Annotated in this window: 17 protein-coding genes; 2 read left to right on the top strand and 15 right to left on the bottom strand. The window is 43.4% G+C overall.

Translation table 11 applies throughout. The annotated features are described in order from the left end of the window. Positions 1-24: 24 nt before the first annotated feature. On the bottom strand, positions 25-336 hold the full coding sequence (locus CRO04_RS13455) for a flagellar hook-basal body complex protein FliE (RefSeq protein WP_097004773.1): 312 nt from the start codon (positions 334-336) through the stop codon (positions 25-27). A 17-nt stretch (positions 337-353) separates the two neighbouring features. Next, positions 354-734, bottom strand: coding sequence for a flagellar basal body rod protein FlgB (flgB, locus tag CRO04_RS13460; protein ID WP_097004774.1), 381 nt, complete (start codon positions 732-734; stop codon positions 354-356). 840 nt (positions 735-1,574) lie between these two features. Between flgB and CRO04_RS13465 the strand changes: the two genes are divergently transcribed. Further along, positions 1,575-1,832: a transposase gene (locus CRO04_RS13465; RefSeq protein WP_097004775.1), complete on the top strand. Its 258-nt coding sequence runs from the start codon at positions 1,575-1,577 to the stop codon at positions 1,830-1,832. A gap of 309 nt (positions 1,833-2,141) precedes the next feature. Here CRO04_RS13465 and CRO04_RS13470 read toward each other — a convergent pair whose 3' ends face one another. Beyond that, entirely contained in the window at positions 2,142-3,605 is a 1,464-nt protein-coding gene (locus tag CRO04_RS13470; RefSeq protein ID WP_097004776.1) for a flagellin, read from the bottom strand. 419 nt (positions 3,606-4,024) lie between these two features. Between CRO04_RS13470 and CRO04_RS13475 the strand changes: the two genes are divergently transcribed. Then, positions 4,025-5,842, top strand: a complete 1,818-nt coding sequence (locus tag CRO04_RS13475) for a glycosyltransferase family 2 protein (RefSeq protein WP_097004777.1) — start codon at positions 4,025-4,027, stop codon at positions 5,840-5,842. An 81-nt stretch (positions 5,843-5,923) separates the two neighbouring features. Here the strand turns inward: CRO04_RS13475 and CRO04_RS13480 are convergent, their stop codons facing one another. From CRO04_RS13480 to hemZ, 12 genes are all read right to left on the bottom strand, one after another. After that, entirely contained in the window at positions 5,924-6,115 is a 192-nt protein-coding gene (locus CRO04_RS13480; protein WP_097004778.1) for a YjfB family protein, read from the bottom strand. A gap of 85 nt (positions 6,116-6,200) precedes the next feature. Further along, positions 6,201-7,739: a sensor histidine kinase gene (locus tag CRO04_RS13485; protein WP_097004779.1), complete on the bottom strand. Its 1,539-nt coding sequence runs from the start codon at positions 7,737-7,739 to the stop codon at positions 6,201-6,203. Positions 7,740-7,756: 17 nt separating this feature from the next. Further along, the gene (locus tag CRO04_RS13490; protein WP_097004780.1) at positions 7,757-8,431 is read right to left on the bottom strand and encodes a response regulator transcription factor; all 675 of its coding nucleotides are present in this window, start codon (positions 8,429-8,431) and stop codon (positions 7,757-7,759) included. A 190-nt stretch (positions 8,432-8,621) separates the two neighbouring features. Further along, positions 8,622-9,464 (bottom strand): 5-dehydro-4-deoxy-D-glucuronate isomerase, encoded by an 843-nt coding sequence (gene kduI, locus CRO04_RS13495; protein WP_097004781.1) that lies wholly within the window; start codon positions 9,462-9,464, stop codon positions 8,622-8,624. A gap of 79 nt (positions 9,465-9,543) precedes the next feature. Continuing rightward, on the bottom strand, positions 9,544-11,286 hold the full coding sequence (locus tag CRO04_RS13500; protein ID WP_097004897.1) for a methyl-accepting chemotaxis protein: 1,743 nt from the start codon (positions 11,284-11,286) through the stop codon (positions 9,544-9,546). 199 nt (positions 11,287-11,485) lie between these two features. After that, on the bottom strand, positions 11,486-12,598 hold the full coding sequence (locus CRO04_RS13505) for a tetratricopeptide repeat-containing glycosyltransferase (protein ID WP_097004782.1): 1,113 nt from the start codon (positions 12,596-12,598) through the stop codon (positions 11,486-11,488). Next, positions 12,595-13,707 (bottom strand): tetratricopeptide repeat-containing glycosyltransferase, encoded by a 1,113-nt coding sequence (locus tag CRO04_RS13510; protein ID WP_097004783.1) that lies wholly within the window; start codon positions 13,705-13,707, stop codon positions 12,595-12,597. Before CRO04_RS13510 ends, CRO04_RS13505 begins: the two co-directional genes overlap by 4 nt. A gap of 92 nt (positions 13,708-13,799) precedes the next feature. Next, complete coding sequence (locus tag CRO04_RS13515) at positions 13,800-14,327, bottom strand: GNAT family N-acetyltransferase (protein ID WP_097004784.1); 528 nt, start codon at positions 14,325-14,327, stop codon at positions 13,800-13,802. Between the two features lie 121 nt (positions 14,328-14,448). Next, a complete protein-coding gene (locus tag CRO04_RS13520; protein WP_097004785.1) occupies positions 14,449-16,278 on the bottom strand; it encodes a bifunctional metallophosphatase/5'-nucleotidase in 1,830 nt (609 codons plus the stop codon). A gap of 163 nt (positions 16,279-16,441) precedes the next feature. After that, on the bottom strand, positions 16,442-18,232 hold the full coding sequence (aspS, locus tag CRO04_RS13525; protein ID WP_097004786.1) for an aspartate--tRNA ligase: 1,791 nt from the start codon (positions 18,230-18,232) through the stop codon (positions 16,442-16,444). A gap of 9 nt (positions 18,233-18,241) precedes the next feature. After that, the gene (hisS, locus tag CRO04_RS13530; RefSeq protein ID WP_097004787.1) at positions 18,242-19,510 is read right to left on the bottom strand and encodes a histidine--tRNA ligase; all 1,269 of its coding nucleotides are present in this window, start codon (positions 19,508-19,510) and stop codon (positions 18,242-18,244) included. Positions 19,511-19,577: 67 nt separating this feature from the next. Further along, complete coding sequence (gene hemZ / locus CRO04_RS13535; RefSeq protein ID WP_097004788.1) at positions 19,578-21,032, bottom strand: coproporphyrinogen dehydrogenase HemZ; 1,455 nt, start codon at positions 21,030-21,032, stop codon at positions 19,578-19,580. Between the last annotated feature and the right edge of the window lie 8 nt (positions 21,033-21,040).

Here is a 21,040-nt window from a genome sequence, read left to right on the forward strand (position 1 = left end):
CGTACGTCCGCCCTGCTATCTGTTTTAAATACTAATACGAATAATTTCCGTATAAGCTTCCAATGCCTTATTCCTAAGCGCCGATAAAAGTTCTACGGATAACTGGGCCTTTGCCGCTGCAGCAGGCACTGTATGTGCATCATCTATCTGTCCGGTAGACAAAAGATACTGCTGTCTGCTTAAGTCTGATTCTGTCGTTTTTACGTTCTCAACTGCTTCTTTAAAAATATCCTGAAATGCAGGACCTGCATTCTGTCCGGATCCCACCTTTTTTGCTGTTCCTAAATCCGCTATGGAGTCCAATGTGCGAATGGGTGTTATGAACATCTGTTCCATCTTATATGCCTCCCGTTTTAACCTTTAATAATCGTACGAAGTCTGCTGATATCACTGTTTAATGAATTCAGCTCATATTGATACTGCAGGGTAGTTCTTGCCAGTTCCACGTTCTCTACATCCATGTTGACATTATTACCATCAATCCTTGCAGATTCCTCATTGGTATTTCGCACATGATATCTGGAGCCATCAATCGCCTTACCGACATCTGCAGAGGTTCCCCTCCTCGCTGCCCAAAGCCTGCTGCGAAATTCATCTTCGAAAGTCACATATCTGGCTTTATAGCCGGGAGTTTCACCATTGGCGATATTATTAAGTGTCGTCTGCTGCTTTGCCCACAAATAATCCAGAGATTTTTCCGCCATGGAAATGCTGTTCCCAAAAATTGCATTCATCGGATTTGTTCCTCACTTTCATTTCTTCCGGCAATCTGCCATTATGTCGTTTTCAGACTGTTACAAAATGGTAAAAAATAGTTAAATTTTAACAGTCAAATGCAAAATCATTCATTTTTTGTAATTTTCTTACTCCATTTTACATTTTATTACAAATATTGTCAAGAAAGTTATAAGGATTCGACACAGTTTTTCGTAAGGAAAATTTATGAAATCGTAAAAAACCCCGTATTTACGGGGTTTTCTGGGGTTTGGAAAGCTAAATTTTACCATAATTTTTATTGGAGCTGGGTAAATATGGGTTAATTTTTTGGCAGATTTTGTGTACATTATTCTATTTTAGGTTACCATCTATTCTTTTAAATCATACTTTTATTGATGTATGTAACTATTTTACATTAATATTGCAAATTTTTTACGCAGTTTTAAAATAAATACAATTGAAATGAGCTATGCTAAGATTTTAAAATATTACACCCTATGATGGAAATATGATAATAACCCTATTCTAGGAAAAACTGTCATCCTGATGCTTAGTAAAACGTTAACTCTGTATCCCCTGTGGAAAAAGGTTTTTGGAGCACTATATCTTGCTTACCTTTTCTCTTAAGCGGCTTTTTTGTGGGGTTGTACCTCCAATCTTCAGACTTTTGGAAACCATCCATTATACTCACTTAAACTTCCTGAGGTTGTTTCCATTAATGAATTTAGAGGCAATGCCTCTACCGGAAATTTTAGTGTATTCTTGTTGATCCTCCAAAGTAACTAATTCTGAATTTAATGCCAGACCGCACTCAGAGCCATCTGGCTGATTACTGGAGAAACCTTTCGAGAAAGTTAATGCTGAAAGTTTCAACCGATCACATGGCAATTAAAAACGTTCGTAAACGTCTCCAAAAGCCCATGCCTGTTTCTCCTAGAAAATACTATAAACGGAGCAGAAAACTGATTCTGACCCGCTATAAAAAACTGAAAGATGAGAATAAACAAGTCTGTGATCTAATGTTCCAGTATATTGATAATCTGTGCCTGGCACTTATGAAGATAGAATGGTTTTATGACATCAACCAGTTAGAATCTTATAGTAAGCTACAGTAGGAATTGGATGATTGGATATTTAATGCAAGAGGATGCAGTATTAAAGAATAAAAAAAATGTGCAAATCCCAGTCTTGGAGAAAAGAAATCTCAAATGCCTTTAAATATATAATCAAAAACGGGGTCACAGGTTATTTGGCATGCCCATAAATAGCATATAGTAGAACGAACCATTGAAACAGCTCTAAACGTAAGTAGGGAGCGGGATTCATAGGAATCCTACCCCAACTATTGACAAAAAGCCAAAACTATAAGGCCTCCCAAACATCTTAGGAGACCTTATAGTATATATTTATTGATTATATATTAATTACTTTAATAACTGAAGAACACCCTGTGGAGTCTGATTTGCCTGAGCAAGCATAGACTGAGATGCCTGTACTAAGATATTGTTCTTGGTATAGTTCATCATTTCCTTAGCCATATCTACATCACGAATACGGCTTTCAGCTGCTGTCATGTTCTCTGACGTTACACTCAGGTTATTGATGGTATGCTCCAGACGGTTCTGAAGAGCACCGAGATCACCACGAGTTGAGGAAACAGTATTGATTGCATCCTTAATCAACTGTACTGCTGATTTTGCACCTGATTGTGTGGATAAATCAACACTACTGATACCAAGTGAAGAAGAACTCATACTTCCAACTTTTACGCTCAACTGATTGAAATCATCAGCTGTATCGCCAATCTGAAGGCTTAAACCATCTTTCATTGCAACATCTGTTTTAGTAAATACTAATGTATCTGTACCACTTACAGTTGTTGAGATGCCATATTTTTTTAACTGCTCAGACACAGCTTCTGGTTGTCCAGCGGCAGCAACCTGACCATTATCTGTGTAAAGCCCAATATAACCATCTGCAATTGTATCTCCCTGTTTTGCAATCTGGAAATTTTTACCATCAACAGTGAACTTTGCATCTGCTGCAGTAAATTGAAGTTCGATTTTTGCATCAGTACCAGCACTTGCCGCATCCATAGATTGATCAGCTCCACCAATCTTAAGACCTGTAATCTTAAAACCATTATCTCCAGTATTACCATCTGTAAATGTCAGCTTCCCACTATTGACAGTTACCTCAAAAGCTCCATTTGATGCCTTATTTAATGCATCAGCAATTGCCGGTGCAGACGTTGTCTCATCCGTACCAGTAGGATCAGTAGCCATTACTTTAATTGTCTTATTATTGCCATTTTTATCTAAATAACTTACTTCTACTTCCGTGGGGGTACCTGCAGTAAGTGTAGGAACAACGTTAGTAGTAGCCTGTGATCCTGATGTAGCTACCACATCAGTTTTTGTTATGTTAGAAGTATTAGTAATATTACCAACACCTTTACCACCAGCTAAAGAACCATCTAATAAGTTGATTCCGTTGAAGTTTGTGCTATCAGAGATACGATCAATCTCACTCTTTAATGAAGAAACTTCTTTCTGAAGATTTTCTCTATCAACAGCATCCTGATATGTTCCGTTAGCGGACTGATCAGCTAACTCAACCATACGATTTAACATAGAATGAACTTCTGTTAATGCACCCTCAGCTGTCTGAATCAGAGAAATACCGTCGTTCGCATTCTTGGTAGCTGTCTCAAGCCCTGTGATCTGTGCTCTCATCTTCTCAGATATAGCAAGACCAGCTGCGTCATCACCTGCGCGGTTGATTCTGTAACCAGAAGATAATTTCTCAAGGTTCTTAGATACGGATGAATTGTTGCTTCCTAACTGTCTGTAAGAGTTTAAAGCTGCGATATTGTGCTGAATTCTCATGTGTTTTTCCTCCTTGAATATGTATCAGGGAAATCCTTTTCCCTGCATGATAGTACGCTTTCTGGTTTACCAGATAAACGTTAAGATGTTTGAAACCTCTGCGGGGTACCGGCCGCGTGGCGGGTTTCATAAAAAATACTGACACTTGTGTCTGCAAGAAGCCTGTCCAATGAACTGCCGCCGCAAAATCAGGAAAAATCCGCTTTGCAGAAGATACTCACCAACATCTTCCTTTCACATACTTTATCGAAAGAATGATTAAAAAAGTTAAGTCGTTTTTTGTAAATTTTTAAATATTTTTTCATTCATTCAATGAATCAGGACAACAGCCATATAATAAAGTGATACCCCATACCAGGCAGCACCATCAGACCGTTTTTCGTGCATGATGCCGCCTTTCATTAAAGAAGGAACACATTATGACGCACAAATTTTTAAACTTAGATACTGCATCAGCCAATGACCCCTTAAATTCATGGAAGAAGATAATTCAAAACCAGAAATTCCTGCTGCATATAGCCACAACACTGCTCCCCACACTGCCCCATCAGGACTCCCGACTCCTGACCGGCCGGCTTCAGATAATCAAGTCCCTGCTGACTAATTTAGAGCCCGCATTAGAGGACCCTGCATTACAAAAAATTCCAATCTCTTTCCATGCCATGTATCACAACATAAGCTGGACAATTGACAAACTCACATCACTGATTCGAAACAACAACTGGGAGAAGGCCGCCGCACTAACTGAATATCAGCTGATCCCATTTCTTCAGGAATGGCTGGAAGACACCTACTTCTGGATGATCATCTATCCGGATAAAGCAAAAATGAATGAATATTATAAAACTGAATTTATTGAAAACCACCAAAACACCTACAGCAGCAGAGGGGAAAAATACCTTATTTCAATCATGATACCTGTTTATAACAAACTGGAATATACAAAGAAATGTCTGGACAGTCTTTTCCGGAATACAGACTTAACCAAATACCCCTGTGAACTAATCCTGTTAAACGACGGTTCTACCGACGGGACAGAGGAATACTTTGAAAGCCTTGGAATCACAAAAGTAATAACTCTTAAAGAGAATGTAAAAGCAATGATCTTTAATCTGTTATACCGCGTATGCGAAGGCAGATACGCAGCCTTTGTCAATAACGACACCATTCTTACAGACCGGTGGCTGAATAATCTCCTCACCTGCCTGCAGCATTATCCTAATGCCATCATGGCGGTCCCCAGCACTCCAAACACCAGCAACCGTCAGGGAATGATCGCAAATTTTACACCTGAAAATGCAGAAGAGACAGCCAGAAGCCATAATAATCCCTGCCCATATCTTTGGGAGGAAAAATGCAGACTGATGCCTGTGATCGCATTGTACGATGTAGAGAAAGTGAATAAAATTGGATTTGCAGACCGTTATTTCCATACCATGGAATTCTGGGATGATGATTTCAGTCTGCGTGCAAGAAGAGCGGGCTTCCAGCAGATTCTCTGCAAGGACACCTGGTGCTACCATTATGGCAGTGTTACCGGCAAAGAGGACCAGATTAACCATCAGTCTATTTTTAACGGGCGGGCTCTGTTTCAGTTAAAATACAATCTCGATCCATGGGGAAATAACTTCTGTTATGATCCTTACCAGCTGACTCATATAGAACCAACCATTGCGCAGCAGCCAGAGAATATATCCATGCTCGCCATTGATCCCGGTTATGGAGCAGATGTGCTGCAGCTTAAAACCCAGCTCAGGAGAATGAAAAAAGAAAGCTCCTTTGCCTTCCTTATCAATGATGCTGCTCTTGCAGATGATCTGCGTCCATTTCACAGCCCTGTTTACGTGTCTCCTTCCGTCTTTGAAACACATAAACAGATACCAAAAGGCAGATACAACTATATCAGCCTTGGCAGGGATTTAACTCTTTATCCGGATTATAAAGAGCTGCTTCGCGCATGCTCGGAGCAGTTAGAAACTGGCGGGGTCATATATTTCTATGTGGCAAATCCCTACGCCTACCATTTAAAACAGGAGCTGACAGAAGAACGGCTGATGAACGGGAAAGCTTCCCTGTTACTCATTAATCTTCAGGAGCTATTGTCTCTGCTTAACAGCCTCAGATTAAAGCCTCAGCTGAGTGCCATTCCGGACGACGCTACACCGCCAAAAGAGCAAAAAGGCGGTAATACGGAACATCCGGACCGCTATTTCCTAATCTGCGAAAAACAGGGGTAACCGCCCCCTCTATTCAACTAAAAAGCCGTTAAGGAGCCGGACCGGTTCATTGGTCCAACTCCTTAACGGTTGATACTTCTCTTACACTCTTACATCAACATACTGTCCTAAACCAGTTGCCTTGATCTGGTTTGGAGCTGCCGCATCCATCATCTTTAAAAGATCGGCTGCCTGCGCTTCCTGGTTATTCATTGCCTTTTTGGTAACGCTTAAGCTGGCACTCTGTTGAAGCTTAGCAGAACTTAGCTGCATACTCATTGCTGCAATATCCATATCATTCTCCTTTCAAATCACATGTCTTAAGAAATCATGGTTCAACACTATTTATATCGGCATTTTTCACCCAGCACATAAGTCATTATCCCTGTTCCTGATAACAGTCGAGGGTAAACCAGAATTCTACCCCTCCTTTTACATTTCTAACACCACAGGTTTTATTATGGGAATCAATAATGGCTTTTACAATGGAAAGCCCGATACCGCTGCCACCATATTCCCGGGTATGAGCCTTATCCACTTTGAAAAATTTCGTCCAGAGTTTCGAGATATCTTCTTCCGGAATGTTCTGTCCTGTGTTAAATACAGTTACCAGAGCCTCTTTTCCGTTCTCTTCTGCAGTAATAATAATCTCCCGCTCTCCGTCCAGATGATTAAGCGCATTATTTAAATAATTGGTGATCACTTCTTCTATTTTAAATTCATCAGCGTAAACACGGATCTTATCAAAGGTCTCCAGCTTCACCTTTGCCTCTTTCTGCTGAATCAATATTCCGGCAGAGCCAATGACTCCACGAATCAGTTCCGTTAAATCAAAGCATTCCAGCTGCAGATCATCATTACCGAATTCGAGAGCTGTGAGATTTAACAGCTGACGGACCATTTTATTCATCTTATTGGCCTCATCCATGATTACCTCACAGTAATAATCCCTGCTCTCCGGATCTTCTGCCATTCCCTCTGTTAAACCTTCCGCATATCCCTGAATAAGGGCAATTGGGGTTTTAAGCTCATGGGAGACATTGGCAATGAAATCCTTTCGCATCTCATCGATCTTTACCTTCTCTTCAATATCCTTCTGCAATTCCTCATTGGCGCTGCGAAGCTGTCCGATGGTATCTTTAAGCCGGTCGGACAACTGGTTCATACTGTTGCCCAGAATACCGATCTCATCTTTTTCATCACCGGTATATTTTGCCTCAAAGTCCAGACCAGACATCTTCTCGGATAAATTTGCCAGCTGCAGTATGGGGGTTGTGATACGCTTGGTCGTAAAATAGATAAACAAACTGCCTATAATCAAAGCCATAGAACCCACATATGCCAGGAACTGGTTTGACAAAGCCACACTGTCCCGGATGCTGGACAACGGTATGGAGATCAAAAAAATAGTTTTATTATCTGAAAAATACCCCCAGCTTTCCAGGTAATAGGAATCCGAACGTTTGTCGTAGGTTTTCTGAATAATATAATTTTCGTATTTTTTTAACACGCTGGCCTGGGGCATATCTTTGCCGAAAATGTAATCCTCTACCCTGTTCTTTAAGAACTGGGGGTCACCGCTTGTGAACATCAGATAGTCATCGGTGGTGCTGTCAATTAAGACCATCATTAAATTATATTTTTCACCCATTGTCCGGAACATCTTCTGGACGGGACCCTCATTTTTGTAATCAGGATTATAGGTATCATGGTAGTACCGGATAATCCCCTTCCCGCTTTCATTGGCCTGGGCGACCACCTGATCGATCTCTGTGTAGGCCATCTCCAGTATGCGGACCTTGGCTCTGGTATAAAAGCTCTCCAAAAACAGGTTATTCACGCACCAGGTGCACAGAAGGACAAACGCCATAAGACAGACAAACACGATGGCGAAACGCGCTTTTATGGAATGCTTCATTCACTCACCTCTACTGATTATGTTACCTCAAATTTATAGCCCATTCCCCAGATCGTCCTGATGTAATCTCCTTTATCTCCCATTTTACTTCTTAATTTCTTTACATGGGTATCAATGGTTCTTGCATCGCCAAAATAATCATAGTTCCATACATTATTTAAGATTTTCTCTCTGGATAGAGCAATTCCCTGATTTTCCAGGAAATATGCCAGAAGCTCAAATTCTTTATAGCTTAATTCAATGTCCTTTCCCTCGATTGTAACCTGATGTGCCACCTTATCAATGCAGATGCCGCCTATTTCCACAGAATCTGTATTAACGGCATTGCTGCGCCTTAATATGGCCTCTACACGGGCAACCAGGATCTTGGGGCTGAATGGCTTTGCAATGTATTCATCAACGCCTAATTCAAAGCCCTGAAGCTCATCCCGCTCCTCTGTTCTGGCTGTCAGCATGATGATCGGAACCTGGGAATATTTGCGGATGGTCTTGCAGGTCTCCCACCCATCCATTTTGGGCATCATCACATCCAGGATAATCAGCACAATATCCTTCTGTTCAAAAAATATGTCAACTGCTTCTTCTCCATTGGATGCTTCCACAACGGTAAATCCTTTTACACTGAGAAAATCCTTAACCAGTTTCCGCATTCTGGCTTCATCATCTACCACTAATATTTTTAACTGTTCCATAAAAAACCTCCCGAAATCAGATCTCAACTGTTTTCCAGTATTACTGAAACATATTGTACCAAATTGATAGCAGAATATCTACATTTTCACAGAGATTTCACACCATTTGCCAATTTACCTCCTGAAATGCAAAAAACAGGCAGATGCCCATATAAAAGCATCTGCCTGTCCAATCTTATCTTATCCTATCTTATCTTAATTCAGTTGTAGGAATGGTGTCCATATCATCAAATGCCTGGTTCTCACCGCCCATTGCCCATACGAAGGTATAATTGCTTGTACCTGCTCCGGAATGGATGCTCCAGGATGGGCTGATTACTGCCTGCTCATTCTGCATAACGATGTGTCTTGTCTCATTGCCTTCGCCCATCATGTGGAATACCACATTGTTCTCCGGAATCTCGAAGTACATATAAACTTCCATACGTCTTTCATGAGTATGAGACGGCATGGTGTTCCATACACTGCCCGGATCTAAAACGGTCATTCCCATGGATAACTGGCAGGTCTCAAGTACATCCGGATGGATGAACTGGTTGATCACACGCTTATTGGAAGTTTCCATTGCGCCCAGCGGCTTCTTGGCAGCCTTCTCAATCGGAATAAAGGTAGTCTTGCAGGACTTGTGGGCCGGAGCACTTACCATATAGAATTTAGCTGGGTTTGATGCGTCATCACTGGAGAATAATACTTCTTTGGTTCCCTTTGTGATGTATAAGCAGTCTTTATATCCCATGCTGAATTCTTCTCCATCTGCCTTGATCTTTCCGGATCCGCCGATGTTGAAGATACCGATCTCTCGTCTTTCAAGGAAAAAGCTTGTACCAAAGTTTTTCCAGATATCAATTCCCTTGTCAATGGAAACAGTTTCTGTTGTTGGCATACAGCCCAGTGTTACCATACGGTCCACATGGGAGTAAACAGCTACCACTTCATTGGCAACATATAAGTTCTCAATTAAAAATTCGTTTCTGGTTTCTTCTGTTGTATAACGTTTGAAATCTTTCTGATTTGCAGAGTAACGAATATCCATTTATTAAAAGCCTCCTTATTTGTATTTGAAATAACTGACCATCTCCATGGTATCATAAGGCAGTTTTTAATTCAACATCTTATTGGATTATTTTAAATTTATCCACTTCTTTCTGCAGCAGGCTGGCCTGAGCGGATAATTCCTCGCTGGAAGCGGAGCTTTCCTGGGCGGTTGCTGCATTGCTCTGGACGACTGCGGAGATTTCGTTGATTCCATCACTGACATTTACCATCGCAATAGCCTGTTCCCTGGAGGCCTGCTCTACAGATTCCATCAGTCCGCGGGCACGGTTTGCCTGTTCCATTACTTCTGCAAGAATTTTAGCATTTTCCTGGGCAGTTCCCATTCCTCCAGTCACTGCACGGGCTGCATTTTCAACCAGCGCAGCAGTCCGTTTTGCCGCTTCTGCAGATTTGGCTGCCAGACTTCGGACTTCGTCTGCTACCACTGCAAACCCCTGGCCTGCCTCTCCTGCACGGGCGGCTTCCACTGCTGCATTGAGAGCCAGAAGGTTTGTCTGGGCAGCAATTGCATCCACAGCTTTTGTGATTTTTCCAATTTCATCGGAAGCATTCTTAATCTCATCCATTGCCAGAAGCATCTGTTGCATCTTTTTGTTGCTGTCTTCCACCCGGGCTAATGTCTGTTCTGCATATCCAGCCGCCTCTCCGATATGGGCAGAGCTTTGTTCCGCCTTCTGTGTAATCTCATTTATGGCGAAAGAAAGCTGGTCAATGGTACCTGCCTGTTCGGTGGCTCCTGCTGCCAGCGCAGATGCCGCATCTGCTACCTGGGTTGAGCCTGCATTCACCTGCTGGGCCGACTCCCTGATGGCGCTTATGGTATGGTTTAACTGGCTGTAGATTAAAATGAGGGAATCGTGTATGGCAGCAAAGTCACCGGCATAGTCCCTGGTGACAGGAAGTGTCATATCACCCTCTGCCATATTCTTTAAGTGGACTGAAATATCCCCAACCACCTCTTTCATCTGACCGATCAGCTCATCTGTCGCCTGGGAGAGCACTTCCATCTCGTCGCCGGTTTTAACAACTTCAACAGGTGGGGTATGAACATCTCCCCGTGAGAGAAGTTTCAGCCTGTCGGCTATTGGGCTTAATGGCGCCGTAATCCGGTGTAAAAACCTGCCGAGGATCAATACCCCTGTTACACAGATAAATAAAGATACCACCGCCAGCAGTACAATATTCAGTATTTTTTCCCTTTGATAACCGGAAACTGCCTGGTCTATGTCGTCTATGTAATTTCCTGTACTGATATACCAGTCGTAAGGCTCAAACTTTATGGTGTAAGCACGTTTCGCATACGTTCCATCCTGACCTGGTTTTGTAAAGTAGAAATTAGTAAACCCGCCGCCTGGCTGGGATCCGTTCTTAATGAAACTGCGGATATAATAATCCCCTTTCAGATCCTGATCGTCATAACGCATTTTCCCTTCATATTCCGGATTCATATGAACGGCGCAGAGACCAGCAGAGGTATCTGCCCAGAAATATCCGCTGCCATCGTTATACCTCGTATTGCGGACAATCGCCTTAGCATTTTCAAGAGCCTCTTTCTCCGTAATCTCTCCGGACTGATAGCGCTCATAATTAACATTTAATACACTTACCAGACTTTCGGCCGCTGTCCTGATATTTGAATCATAGCTCTGATAGCTGGAATCAATCCAGTTTTGATAAGCCCGGTCCAGACTTGTATAAAAAATAGCTGTAAGAGTGAATATAATCAACATGACCAGAACACTCACAAACAGAATCAGCTTTCCTGTAACCTGCAATCTCTTACTCTTTTGTCTCTTCATGTAAATCCCCTTTCTGATTGCAAAATCATGCACTACGGATAGCATACATGGTATTCTTCCATCCTGCAACTAATGTTTACAGAAAGTTTATTAATTTTTTGTAAAGTATTTGTCAAAATTTAAACAATTAAAAAAATTCCAGAAAAAAGGCACAAATTCCTTGTTTTGAAACCTGTGTCTTCCTTCCGGAATGCTGTCTCTATTTCGTTTGTGCTGCCTGAATCAGTTTTAAATTGCTTTTCAGCCGTTCATTATCAGGGGCAGACAAAAGCGCTGCTTTTGCATGTTCCAGAGACTCAGCAAACAATCCCAGACGATAGGAAGCAATAGCGCAAAGATCTTCTGGAGTATAGTCCCAGGAATACCCCATATTTACAAAGGTTCTTGACTTTTCTTTTATTTTCAGAGCTTCCAGTGTCAAGAAGTACGCCATCGGCCAGTCTTTTAACTCATAGCATATCTTGGCAAATTCCACATAAGAATCCCGCATCTCCGGGACCTCTGCAATTGCTTTGAAATACCACCGGTATGCTTCCTTACTGCTTCCCAGTCTGTAATAGGATTTGGCAATCCATCGCATGGCTGCACACCGCTCATCACACCATCTGGCGGTTGGAAGCTGTAAATACTCCATCAGTGTTTTGATGCTTTCCTGCCATTTACTCTTATACATATATTCTCTGCCCAGATAGTACCGCATCCGCTCATCGTCCGGTGCCTCCTGTACTGCCAGTTCCAGAAGAGGCAGATAGGAACCTCTGGATTTGGTGGGATCCGGATGATGGTTTAATACCATTCCTTCGATATATACCGTTTCCAGGGGCTTTTTCCCGCAGTACTGGACAAACTCATGAACAGGACATTTCCAACGGAAATCCTTGCGCTCATGCACTTTAAAATAATAAAACTGTATGTCCGGTGTTCCGTCTTCCTTTAAGCTCCAGTTGTAAAGGTAACGGCCGGTTTTTGCCACTGCTCCTTTACTGCGCGGCTTATAATTCAGCCATGCTTCCTCCAGGCGTTTTCTCCAGCCTGGCTCAAACCTCTCATCAAGGTCTGTACAGACGCAGATATCTACATCCTCCGGCACATGATCCAGGGAAATGTTTCTTGCCACATCAAACCGCCACGGCTTCACCACATCGATATAAACCACAGCGCCCCGTTTTTTCAGCTTCTCTACCGTATCATCCTCTGAACCGGTATCAGTCACAACAATGAGATCAGCCTCGCTCATAGAGTCTATCCATTGGTCCACAAATGAGGCCTCATTTTTACAGATTGCATAAACACAGATTTTCAGTTTTTTCATGAGGTCTCCTCCTGAGCTTTCTGCTTTCTGCTTTTTTGCTGAATCAGCAAAAGATTGCTCTGAAGCCGTTTATTTTCCGGAGCAGTCTTTATTGCCCAGGCTGCATATTCCTCGGCTGTTTCATACATTCCCAGACGGTAAGCGCTGATTGCGGCATAATCATACAATGCATATCCCCAGCTTGCCGGATCCACCAGATAACTTCCCGTGCTTTCCTTAATGGTCAGACCCTTTGAAGCCATAGCAAAGCATAACGCCCAGTTGGATTCCAGATAACCGAATTTCGCCAGGGCCAGATAAGGCTCTCTCACCTCCGGGCATTCGGCAAGAGCCCGGTAAAGCCAGACGAGTTCTTCTCTTTTATTCCCTTTTTCACTGTAAGCATGAGCGATAAACCGCATGGAGGCACTTCGTTCCTCTGCCCATCTGGCTGTTGGAAGTGAAAGGTGTTTATTTAAGGTCTGTATGGCCTGATCTAATTTACCATGGAACACATACTCTCTTCCAAGCCAGAACATGGCTCTGTCATCTAAGGGGTTTTCCTGCACGGACAGCTCCAGAAGGGGCAGATACTGGCTTCTGGGCTTAGACTCATCCGGATAGTGATTTAACACAATTCCGTTCACCCATGCTATTTTTTCCGGCTCTGGTCCACTGTATTCCAATATTTCATGCACCGGATGGATCCAGCGGAAGCCATGGCGTTTGTGAATCTTCTCCATTGGATACTGCTTCTTTGGTGTACCGTCAGGATTAAATGAAAATGTGAAAAGATATCTGGCACGGGTCTGGTCCGGTTTCCAGGCAGACTCGAGTATATTTCTCCAACCCGGTACGAATACTTCATCTAAATCATTGGATACACAGATGTCCGCATCCTCCGGCACATGACTGAGAGCTACATTACGTGCAGTGTCAAATCTCCACGGGGAAATGGTCTCTTCATATACAATTGCTCCCCTGGCCCTGAGCTTTTCAACAGTACCGTCTGTAGAACCTGTGTCTGCTACAATTACTTCATCTGCCTCAGATACCGCATCCATCCACCGGTCCACAAACTGCTCTTCATTTTTGCTGATCGCATAAACGCATATCTTATATCGGTTCAATCAAACCAACTCCTTTAGAATATTCTGATTGCTAGATACAATATATGCAAAAAAAGCCTGTCCCGTGATAAAAATAAGACAAACCAGTGTGATTACGAAAGTTTCACTCCATATACCATTTGGTAAATCTCTTTTTTATAGGGGTAAAATTCCTCCTCAGAAACTGGTTTCCCATAGCTGGTAACCCACAGCTGCATTGGATTGTCTCCGGGCTTTAATGGCATCTGCTGGTAGAAAAAACGATTGATATAAAATCCCAGCCGCTCATAAAATACAGCACGCCTGCCTGTTATGGGATTGTCTTTTGTTACCGGTTCAATTTCCAGAAATATTGGTTTCTTTGTCTCCCTCACCGTTTCTTCCACCAGAAGTTTCCCATAGCCATTTCCCCTGGAGATCTCAGCCGTAGCCAGATGCTCAAAAAAGACGCAGCCAGGCAGATCCCAGTATCCAAGAAACGCCCTGATCTTACCGCATTCCTTTACAGCTCTGATATGATAGCGCGGATTGAAAAAGGTATCCCGCTGTCCTTCCTTCGTGCGCCGTTCCTGATCCGGGAATGATGCCTGGTAGATTGCATATATTTCTTCAAAATGGTTCTCTTGTTTCTCAATCAGCATTTCTTATCTCCTGTATTTTTTCTTTCTTAACCATTGTACCACGGTTTTATTTGTTTTGCAGACAAGAAAAAAGCCGCTGCTTCATAAGCGGTAGTTCACTTATAAAGCAGCGGCTCCTGTATTACTGAATGGTGATTCTTCCCTGTCCTGCTGGGTTTGCATAATCTGCGCCTACATTGCCGCCTAAGTTACTGCGGATAAAGGCAGACAGAATATCCACATCGGTCATAACATCATCACGGATCACCTTGCTGTTTTTAAACATTGTCATACCGTCACCAGCCATCTTTAACATGTAGTTGTGGGACGCTACGGTATATACTTTGGCAGGATCGAGAGGAGAATCTCCCACTATGATATCTGCTACCCGGTATGCACCGGCTACTTTTACAAAGTTACCTTTTTCATCTAACTGGACACTGGATGGAACTGAGGTTTTTATGGTGTATTTTAAACCGGAAACCTGTAAAAATCCGCCGTTTTCCTTCGGATAATTACGGGAAGCCATCTCCAATGCGTCCTTAATCTGCTGCCCGGTAGCTTCTACCACGCATCCCATGTTTCCAAATGGATGTACGGTAAGGGTATCGTTATATGTAATATTTCCAGGCTTGATCCCTGCGCGGACACCGCCTCCGTTTACAATACCGATATCTGCTCCAAGTACCTGACGATAAGCATCCGCACAAAGATCACCTAAATTGGTTTCACCGTTTCTGACAGCCCTCTCTCCGGTGGCAGGATTTATGATGGTCAGCTCCACATCCGTATGACCCAGCACTGCCTTTAAGGATTCCTGATACTGGGCCTTGATATTCTTAATAAACTGGTCTGTATCATAATCCAGGGCTTTTCCATCCTCTGATACTGCCGTTTTTCCAGGTATAATAAGCTGGCTTCCCAAATTAAGAACGTCCGGATCTTTCACCTTGTCCCGGTTTGCGTTGTAGATCTCTCTCCAGCGGTTATAGGAACCTAATTCTCTCTTTGCAATACGGCTGAGAGAATCGCCTTTTTTTACTGTGTAGGTGCTGGACACCGCAGTTACAGGAACCTGGGCAACCAGTTCATTGGCAAGAGAGCCATCTGTGTGTATGGTCAGTTTTCCGATTTTGTTTAATTTGGTTCCTGCCTGGGTAAGGAGTACATTCTTTCCGTCCTTATTCTTTAAGTCCTTCGTATATTCTTCATGTGAATGGCCGTCTATTACCACATCAATTCCATTTGTATTCTTAATCACGTTATCAGAGGTCCACCGGTCTGTTGTACCGTTTTCTCCTAAATGCCCAACTAAAATCACGAACTGGGCACCCTCTGCTCTTGCACTGTTAACAGACTGCTGAATCTGATCGTAAAGCTTTTTGCCGGTTTCATCTTCACAGAATCCGTAAATGTAATTGCCGCTTCCATCCTGGAAATAGGCAGGTGTTGATTTGGTGAAGCTTTCCGGTGTGGTGGCTCCTACCAGAGCGACCTTTGTGCTGCCGTATGTAAACATTTTGTAAGGAGCAAATACCGGGGTGTTGGTTTTTAAATCCATAAAGTTGCTGGAGTAGTAGCCACAGTTTAATTTGCCTGCCAGTTCTAAGAAACGGGGCATACCGTAATCATATTCATGATTCCCAGGCACAGCAAAGTCATAACCCACCTGATTCATGATGTCAATGATATACCCGCCGTCTGAAAGAGTTCCGATGGGGGCTCCCTGAATAGCATCTCCTGCATCAACAAGCGTCACGTAGGGTGTCTGCGCCTGCATCTCTTTTTTGTAAAGAGACAGACCTGCATACCCGATCTTGTCATCAATGCCGCAGTGAACGTCGTTGGTATAGAGAATCACGATGTCCTGATCTGCCGCACTGACCGGAAATGAGAAGCCGGTGACAAGGGATAAAACCATGAGCAAGGACAGAAAAAGAGACAGATACTTTCTTTTTGTACTTCCTTTCATTGCTTGAATCCTCCTTTAACATATGCTTTTTTCTATATTATAGCAGACCAATGTAAAATTTCCATATTATAATGTTAATATTTTCCTTTTATCTGAAACTTTTTCCCACAAAAAAACCTCTCTGCAGTCAATATTTCACTTTGCAGAGAGGTCTGTAAATTTATTATGATTCTTCTTCGCTTACCTGAATTCCCAGATCATCAAGCTGTTTGGGATCTACCGGAGCCGGTGCCTCAGACATTAAGCAGGAGGCATCCTTTACCTTAGGGAATGCGATAACGTCGCGGATGCTGTCAGCACCAACCATCAGCATAACCACACGGTCAAGACCATAAGCCAGTCCTGCGTGAGGAGGTACGCCATAACGGAATGCATCTAAAAGGAAGCCGAACTGTTCGCTTGCCTGCTCTTTGGTAAAGCCCAGAACCTCAAACATCTTGGACTGAATATCACCCTGGTGGATACGAACAGATCCGCCGCCCAGCTCCGTACCGTTTAACACGATATCATACGCTTTGGCACGTACTGCTCCCGGATCGGTATCGATCATAGCCCAGTCCTCTTCCATCGGCATGGTGAAGGGGTGATGCATGGCTGTAAAACGTCCCTGTTCCTCGTTATACTCAAGTAACGGGAATTCTGTTACCCATAAGAATTTAAATTCATCCTTTTTCAGAAGATCCAGCTGTCTTGCCAGCTCCAGACGAAGGTTTCCAAGTACATCGAAAACAACCGTATCCTTGTCTGCAGCAAATAAAAGAAGGTCTCCCGGCTGACCATCCATGGCTTTTGCCAGTGTTCCAAGCTCTTCTTCTGTCATGAATTTGGAGAAGGAACATTTGTAGCTTCCATCTTCATTCACTGCCAGATAAGCAAGTCCCTTTGCACCAAAGCCCTTTGCATATTCCACAAGTGCATCGATCTTTTTCCTCGGCATGGCAGCCTGTCCTTTTGCATTAATGCCTCGGACCGAACCGCCGTTTTCCAAAGCTCCCTTAAATACAACAAATTCTGTATCCTTTACTACGTCTGAAACATTCTTAAGCTCCATTCCAAAACGCATATCAGGTTTATCAGAGCCGAAGCGGTCCATAGCCTCTCTCCAGGTCATGCGTGTAATCGGAAGCTCCAGATCATAATTGCAGATTTCCTTAAACAGTTTCTTTAACAGCCTTTCATTGACTTCCAGTACATCTTCCACATCTACAAAGGACAGCTCCATATCGATCTGTGTAAATTCCGGCTGTCTGTCCGCACGTAAATCTTCGTCACGGTAGCATCTTGCCAGCTGGAAATAACGGTCATAACCGGAGCACATGAGAAGCTGCTTAAAAAGCTGGGGAGACTGGGGAAGCGCATAAAAGGATCCCGGATGAACCCGGCTTGGCACCAGATAATCCCTTGCGCCTTCCGGCGTGCTCTTAATGAGAGTCGGGGTTTCGATCTCCAAAAATCCCTCTTCAGCCAGAAATGCTCTTGTTAATGTGGCAACCTGGCTTCTGATCATGATATTCTTCTGAATGTCCGGTCTTCTTAAATCCAGATAACGGTATTTTAATCTCAGTTCTTCTTTTGTCTTGCTGTTTTCTTCAACAGGAAAAGGAGGTGTTTCAGATTCAGAAAGAATCCGCAGGCTCTTAGCCCGCACTTCAATAGCGCCGGTGGCCAGATTCTCATTCACACCGCCTGCTCTGTTCTCCACCACTCCGGTAACAGCGATAACAAACTCACTTCTCAGCTTCTCTGCTTTCGCAAAATTCTCTGATCCGCAGTCGCTTTCTTCAAAAATGATCTGTAAAATACCGGAACGGTCTCTTAAATCAACGAAAATAATTCCGCCCTTGTTTCTGCTTTTCTGAACCCAGCCCATAACTGTAACTTCTTTTCCTGCACAGGCTGCTGTAACTTCCGTACATCTATGGGATCTTTTTAAACCCAACATTGACTCTGACATAACTTCCTCCTAATTTGTTTCCTTCAGTGCTTCTTTATAAAATTCCTTAAACTGGGTATACCCTTCTTTTTGAAGGCTTTCCTTCTGGAACTTTTTATTTTTATTCATCTGGGATACTAAAACAGTCTTCCCTTTGGCGCGTTCACTCATGGCCTCTTTCACAGCCTCATTCATGACCGAATCGCTCACTCCCTTTTCAATCAGGAATGCAAGCTTTTCTTCACTTCCCGGTACGGTAAAGCCCTCTTCCATAAGGATCGTGATGATTCTCTCAAAACCAATGGAAAAACCACATGCGGGTGTATCCAGACCTGTGAATTTACCAATCATCTTATCGTAACGGCCGCCGCCGCCTACGGATCCCGGGAATCCGTCCACTAAAATCTCGAAGATGGTTCCTGTGTAATAAGACATTCCACGAACCAGAGTAGGATCGAATTCAATCTTAAACTGGCTGGTTGTAATCTGGCTTACACTGTCAATGATAGCTGCCAGATTCTCTGCCTTTTCCGGATCCATGGCATCTTCTAACGCTTCCTTTAAGCTTCTTACACCGGCTGCATCCCTTGTCACAGTTTCAAACAGGGACAGATATTTACTCACATTCTCCTCCGGATAACCTGCTTCCTTTAACTCCCGTGCCACGCCATCCATGCCGATCTTGTCCATCTTATCCAGAATAATAAATACCTGATCATAAGAATCTTCCGAAAAACCGCAATGGGCTGCCATTCCTTTTAAGATATTCCGGTCATTAACTCTTACGGTATACCCCTTAAATCCGATCTTGCCAAGGAGTGTGGTGGTCGCAAGGATCAGCTCGATCTCCGCCAGTCTGGTGGGATCTCCCAGAATGTCGATATCACACTGGACAAACTGTCTGAACCTTCCTCTCTGCGGGCGGTCAGCTCTCCAGACACTTCCCATCTGAAGGGACTTAAAGGGGGACGGTAAAACCGCCGCATTATTGGAATAATATCTGGATAAGGGAACTGTGAGATCATAGCGCAGTCCGCTGTCAACCAGATCATTCTCCGTCTGAGCCGTATCCAGATTCAGCTTCTCTCCCCGCTTCATAATCTTAAATATCAGCTTCTCATTGTCTCCGCCCTGCTTACTGGTCAGGTTCTCAATGTGTTCTACGCAGGGAGTCTCAATGGAATTAAATCCAAATCCGCCGTACGTCTCCCGAATCTGGTTCATCACATATTCCCGTACCTGCATCTCTGCGGGAAGTATGTCCTTCATTCCGGTAACCGGTTTCTTTTTTAATGACATTTTTTTCACTCCGTTTTTTTATTTTCTATCTATTATGGATATCGCAAATCATGCTTTCTATTTTAAATTACATTTCTGATTTTGCAAGCATTTTTTCTTTTCTTTCGATCATTTCATCGATTCTGGCGATGTACTGCTCCACATCCTTGACATTTTCCACCCGCTCCAGCCGGTTCTCAGCAGGAAATACCACCTTGGTGGAGGTTCCTGCCCCGCAGGCCGCTATGGTCTGTTTTTCCTCCATGATCAGGATGTTATAGATACAGGCTTTCCCAGGAGCCGAGTAACCAACATTTTCAAAGTTTCCAGCCATATTCTTCTGTCGGTAGAGATAATAAGGCTCCTGTCCCATGCTGCGGGCACAGGATGCTGTTAAATCAACCATCTCCTGGGTTCCTGTGATTTTTAAATCCCCGTATTGTTCCTTAAACATATTCAGACGGGCCGCACGTTTAATTGCCAGAGTGTGAACAGTAATTCCGTCAGGTCCCAGAGATTTGATTTCCTCCATGGTCCGTCTCACATCCTCTAAGTCCTCTCCGGGCAGTCCGATGATTAAATCCATGTTGATATTATCAAATCCCAAAGACCTGGCAAGGTGGAACCGGTCTTTTACCATCTCCACGGTATGGCGGCGTCCGATCACTTTAAGCGTCTCTTCCTTCATTGTCTGCGGATTAATGGAAATGCGGGTCACCCCGTATTTCTTTAATACCTGAAGCTTCTCTTCCGTAATACTGTCCGGTCTTCCGGCTTCTACAGTAAACTCCTTTACATTCGTAAAATCAAAGGTTTCCTTCAGCCTGCTCATCAGTATCTCCAGATGCCCGGCACTGAGTGAGGTTGGTGTTCCTCCGCCTACATAGACGGTATCCAGAATTCTCCCGGCCATTCGTCCGGCAGTAAATTTCATCTCTTTCCACAAGGCTTCCAGATAGTCATCCATACGTTTTTCCCACTGGCTGATGGAAAAGGAGGTAAAGGAGCAGTACAGACAGGTTGTGGGGCAGAATGGAATTCCGATATAAAGGCTGTAGCCCTTTTCATAATCAATGGAAGATAAAAGCTCCAACTCCCGTTTCGCAATTTCCAGACTTAGCTCCACCTTCTGATCACTGGTGAAATACGTATCCTTCATATAATCTGATACTTCCGCTTCTCCGCTTCCGGACAGCAGCTTTGTCATGGCAATTTTAACCGGGCGGATCCCCGTCAGTGTTCCCCATGGAAGCACTTTACCCGTAAGCTCTCCCGCCATGCCATAAAGCATCCGCTTGATCCGGTTTTTCGTTTCAAAGCGGTCGGAAAAGTCCACCTCTGTACTGGACGTTTTCGTAATTTTATGTTCCCTGTCTTCCAGACTCAGCTGGAAGAAGTCCTCTCCCGTCACGCTGCGTACCAGAAGGCGGAACTCTTCATCCGGATTCTCTTCATGGAGAAACCGTTCACCGGGATAGAATGCCATAAGCAGCTCCCTGATGTCCTGTTCAAAGGATTGATTATCCAATATTAAACCTATCATTTTTATTC

Source organism: Lacrimispora amygdalina (assembly GCF_900205965.1).
In the GTDB taxonomy this organism is placed as follows: Bacteria; Bacillota; Clostridia; order Lachnospirales; family Lachnospiraceae; genus Lacrimispora; species Lacrimispora amygdalina_A.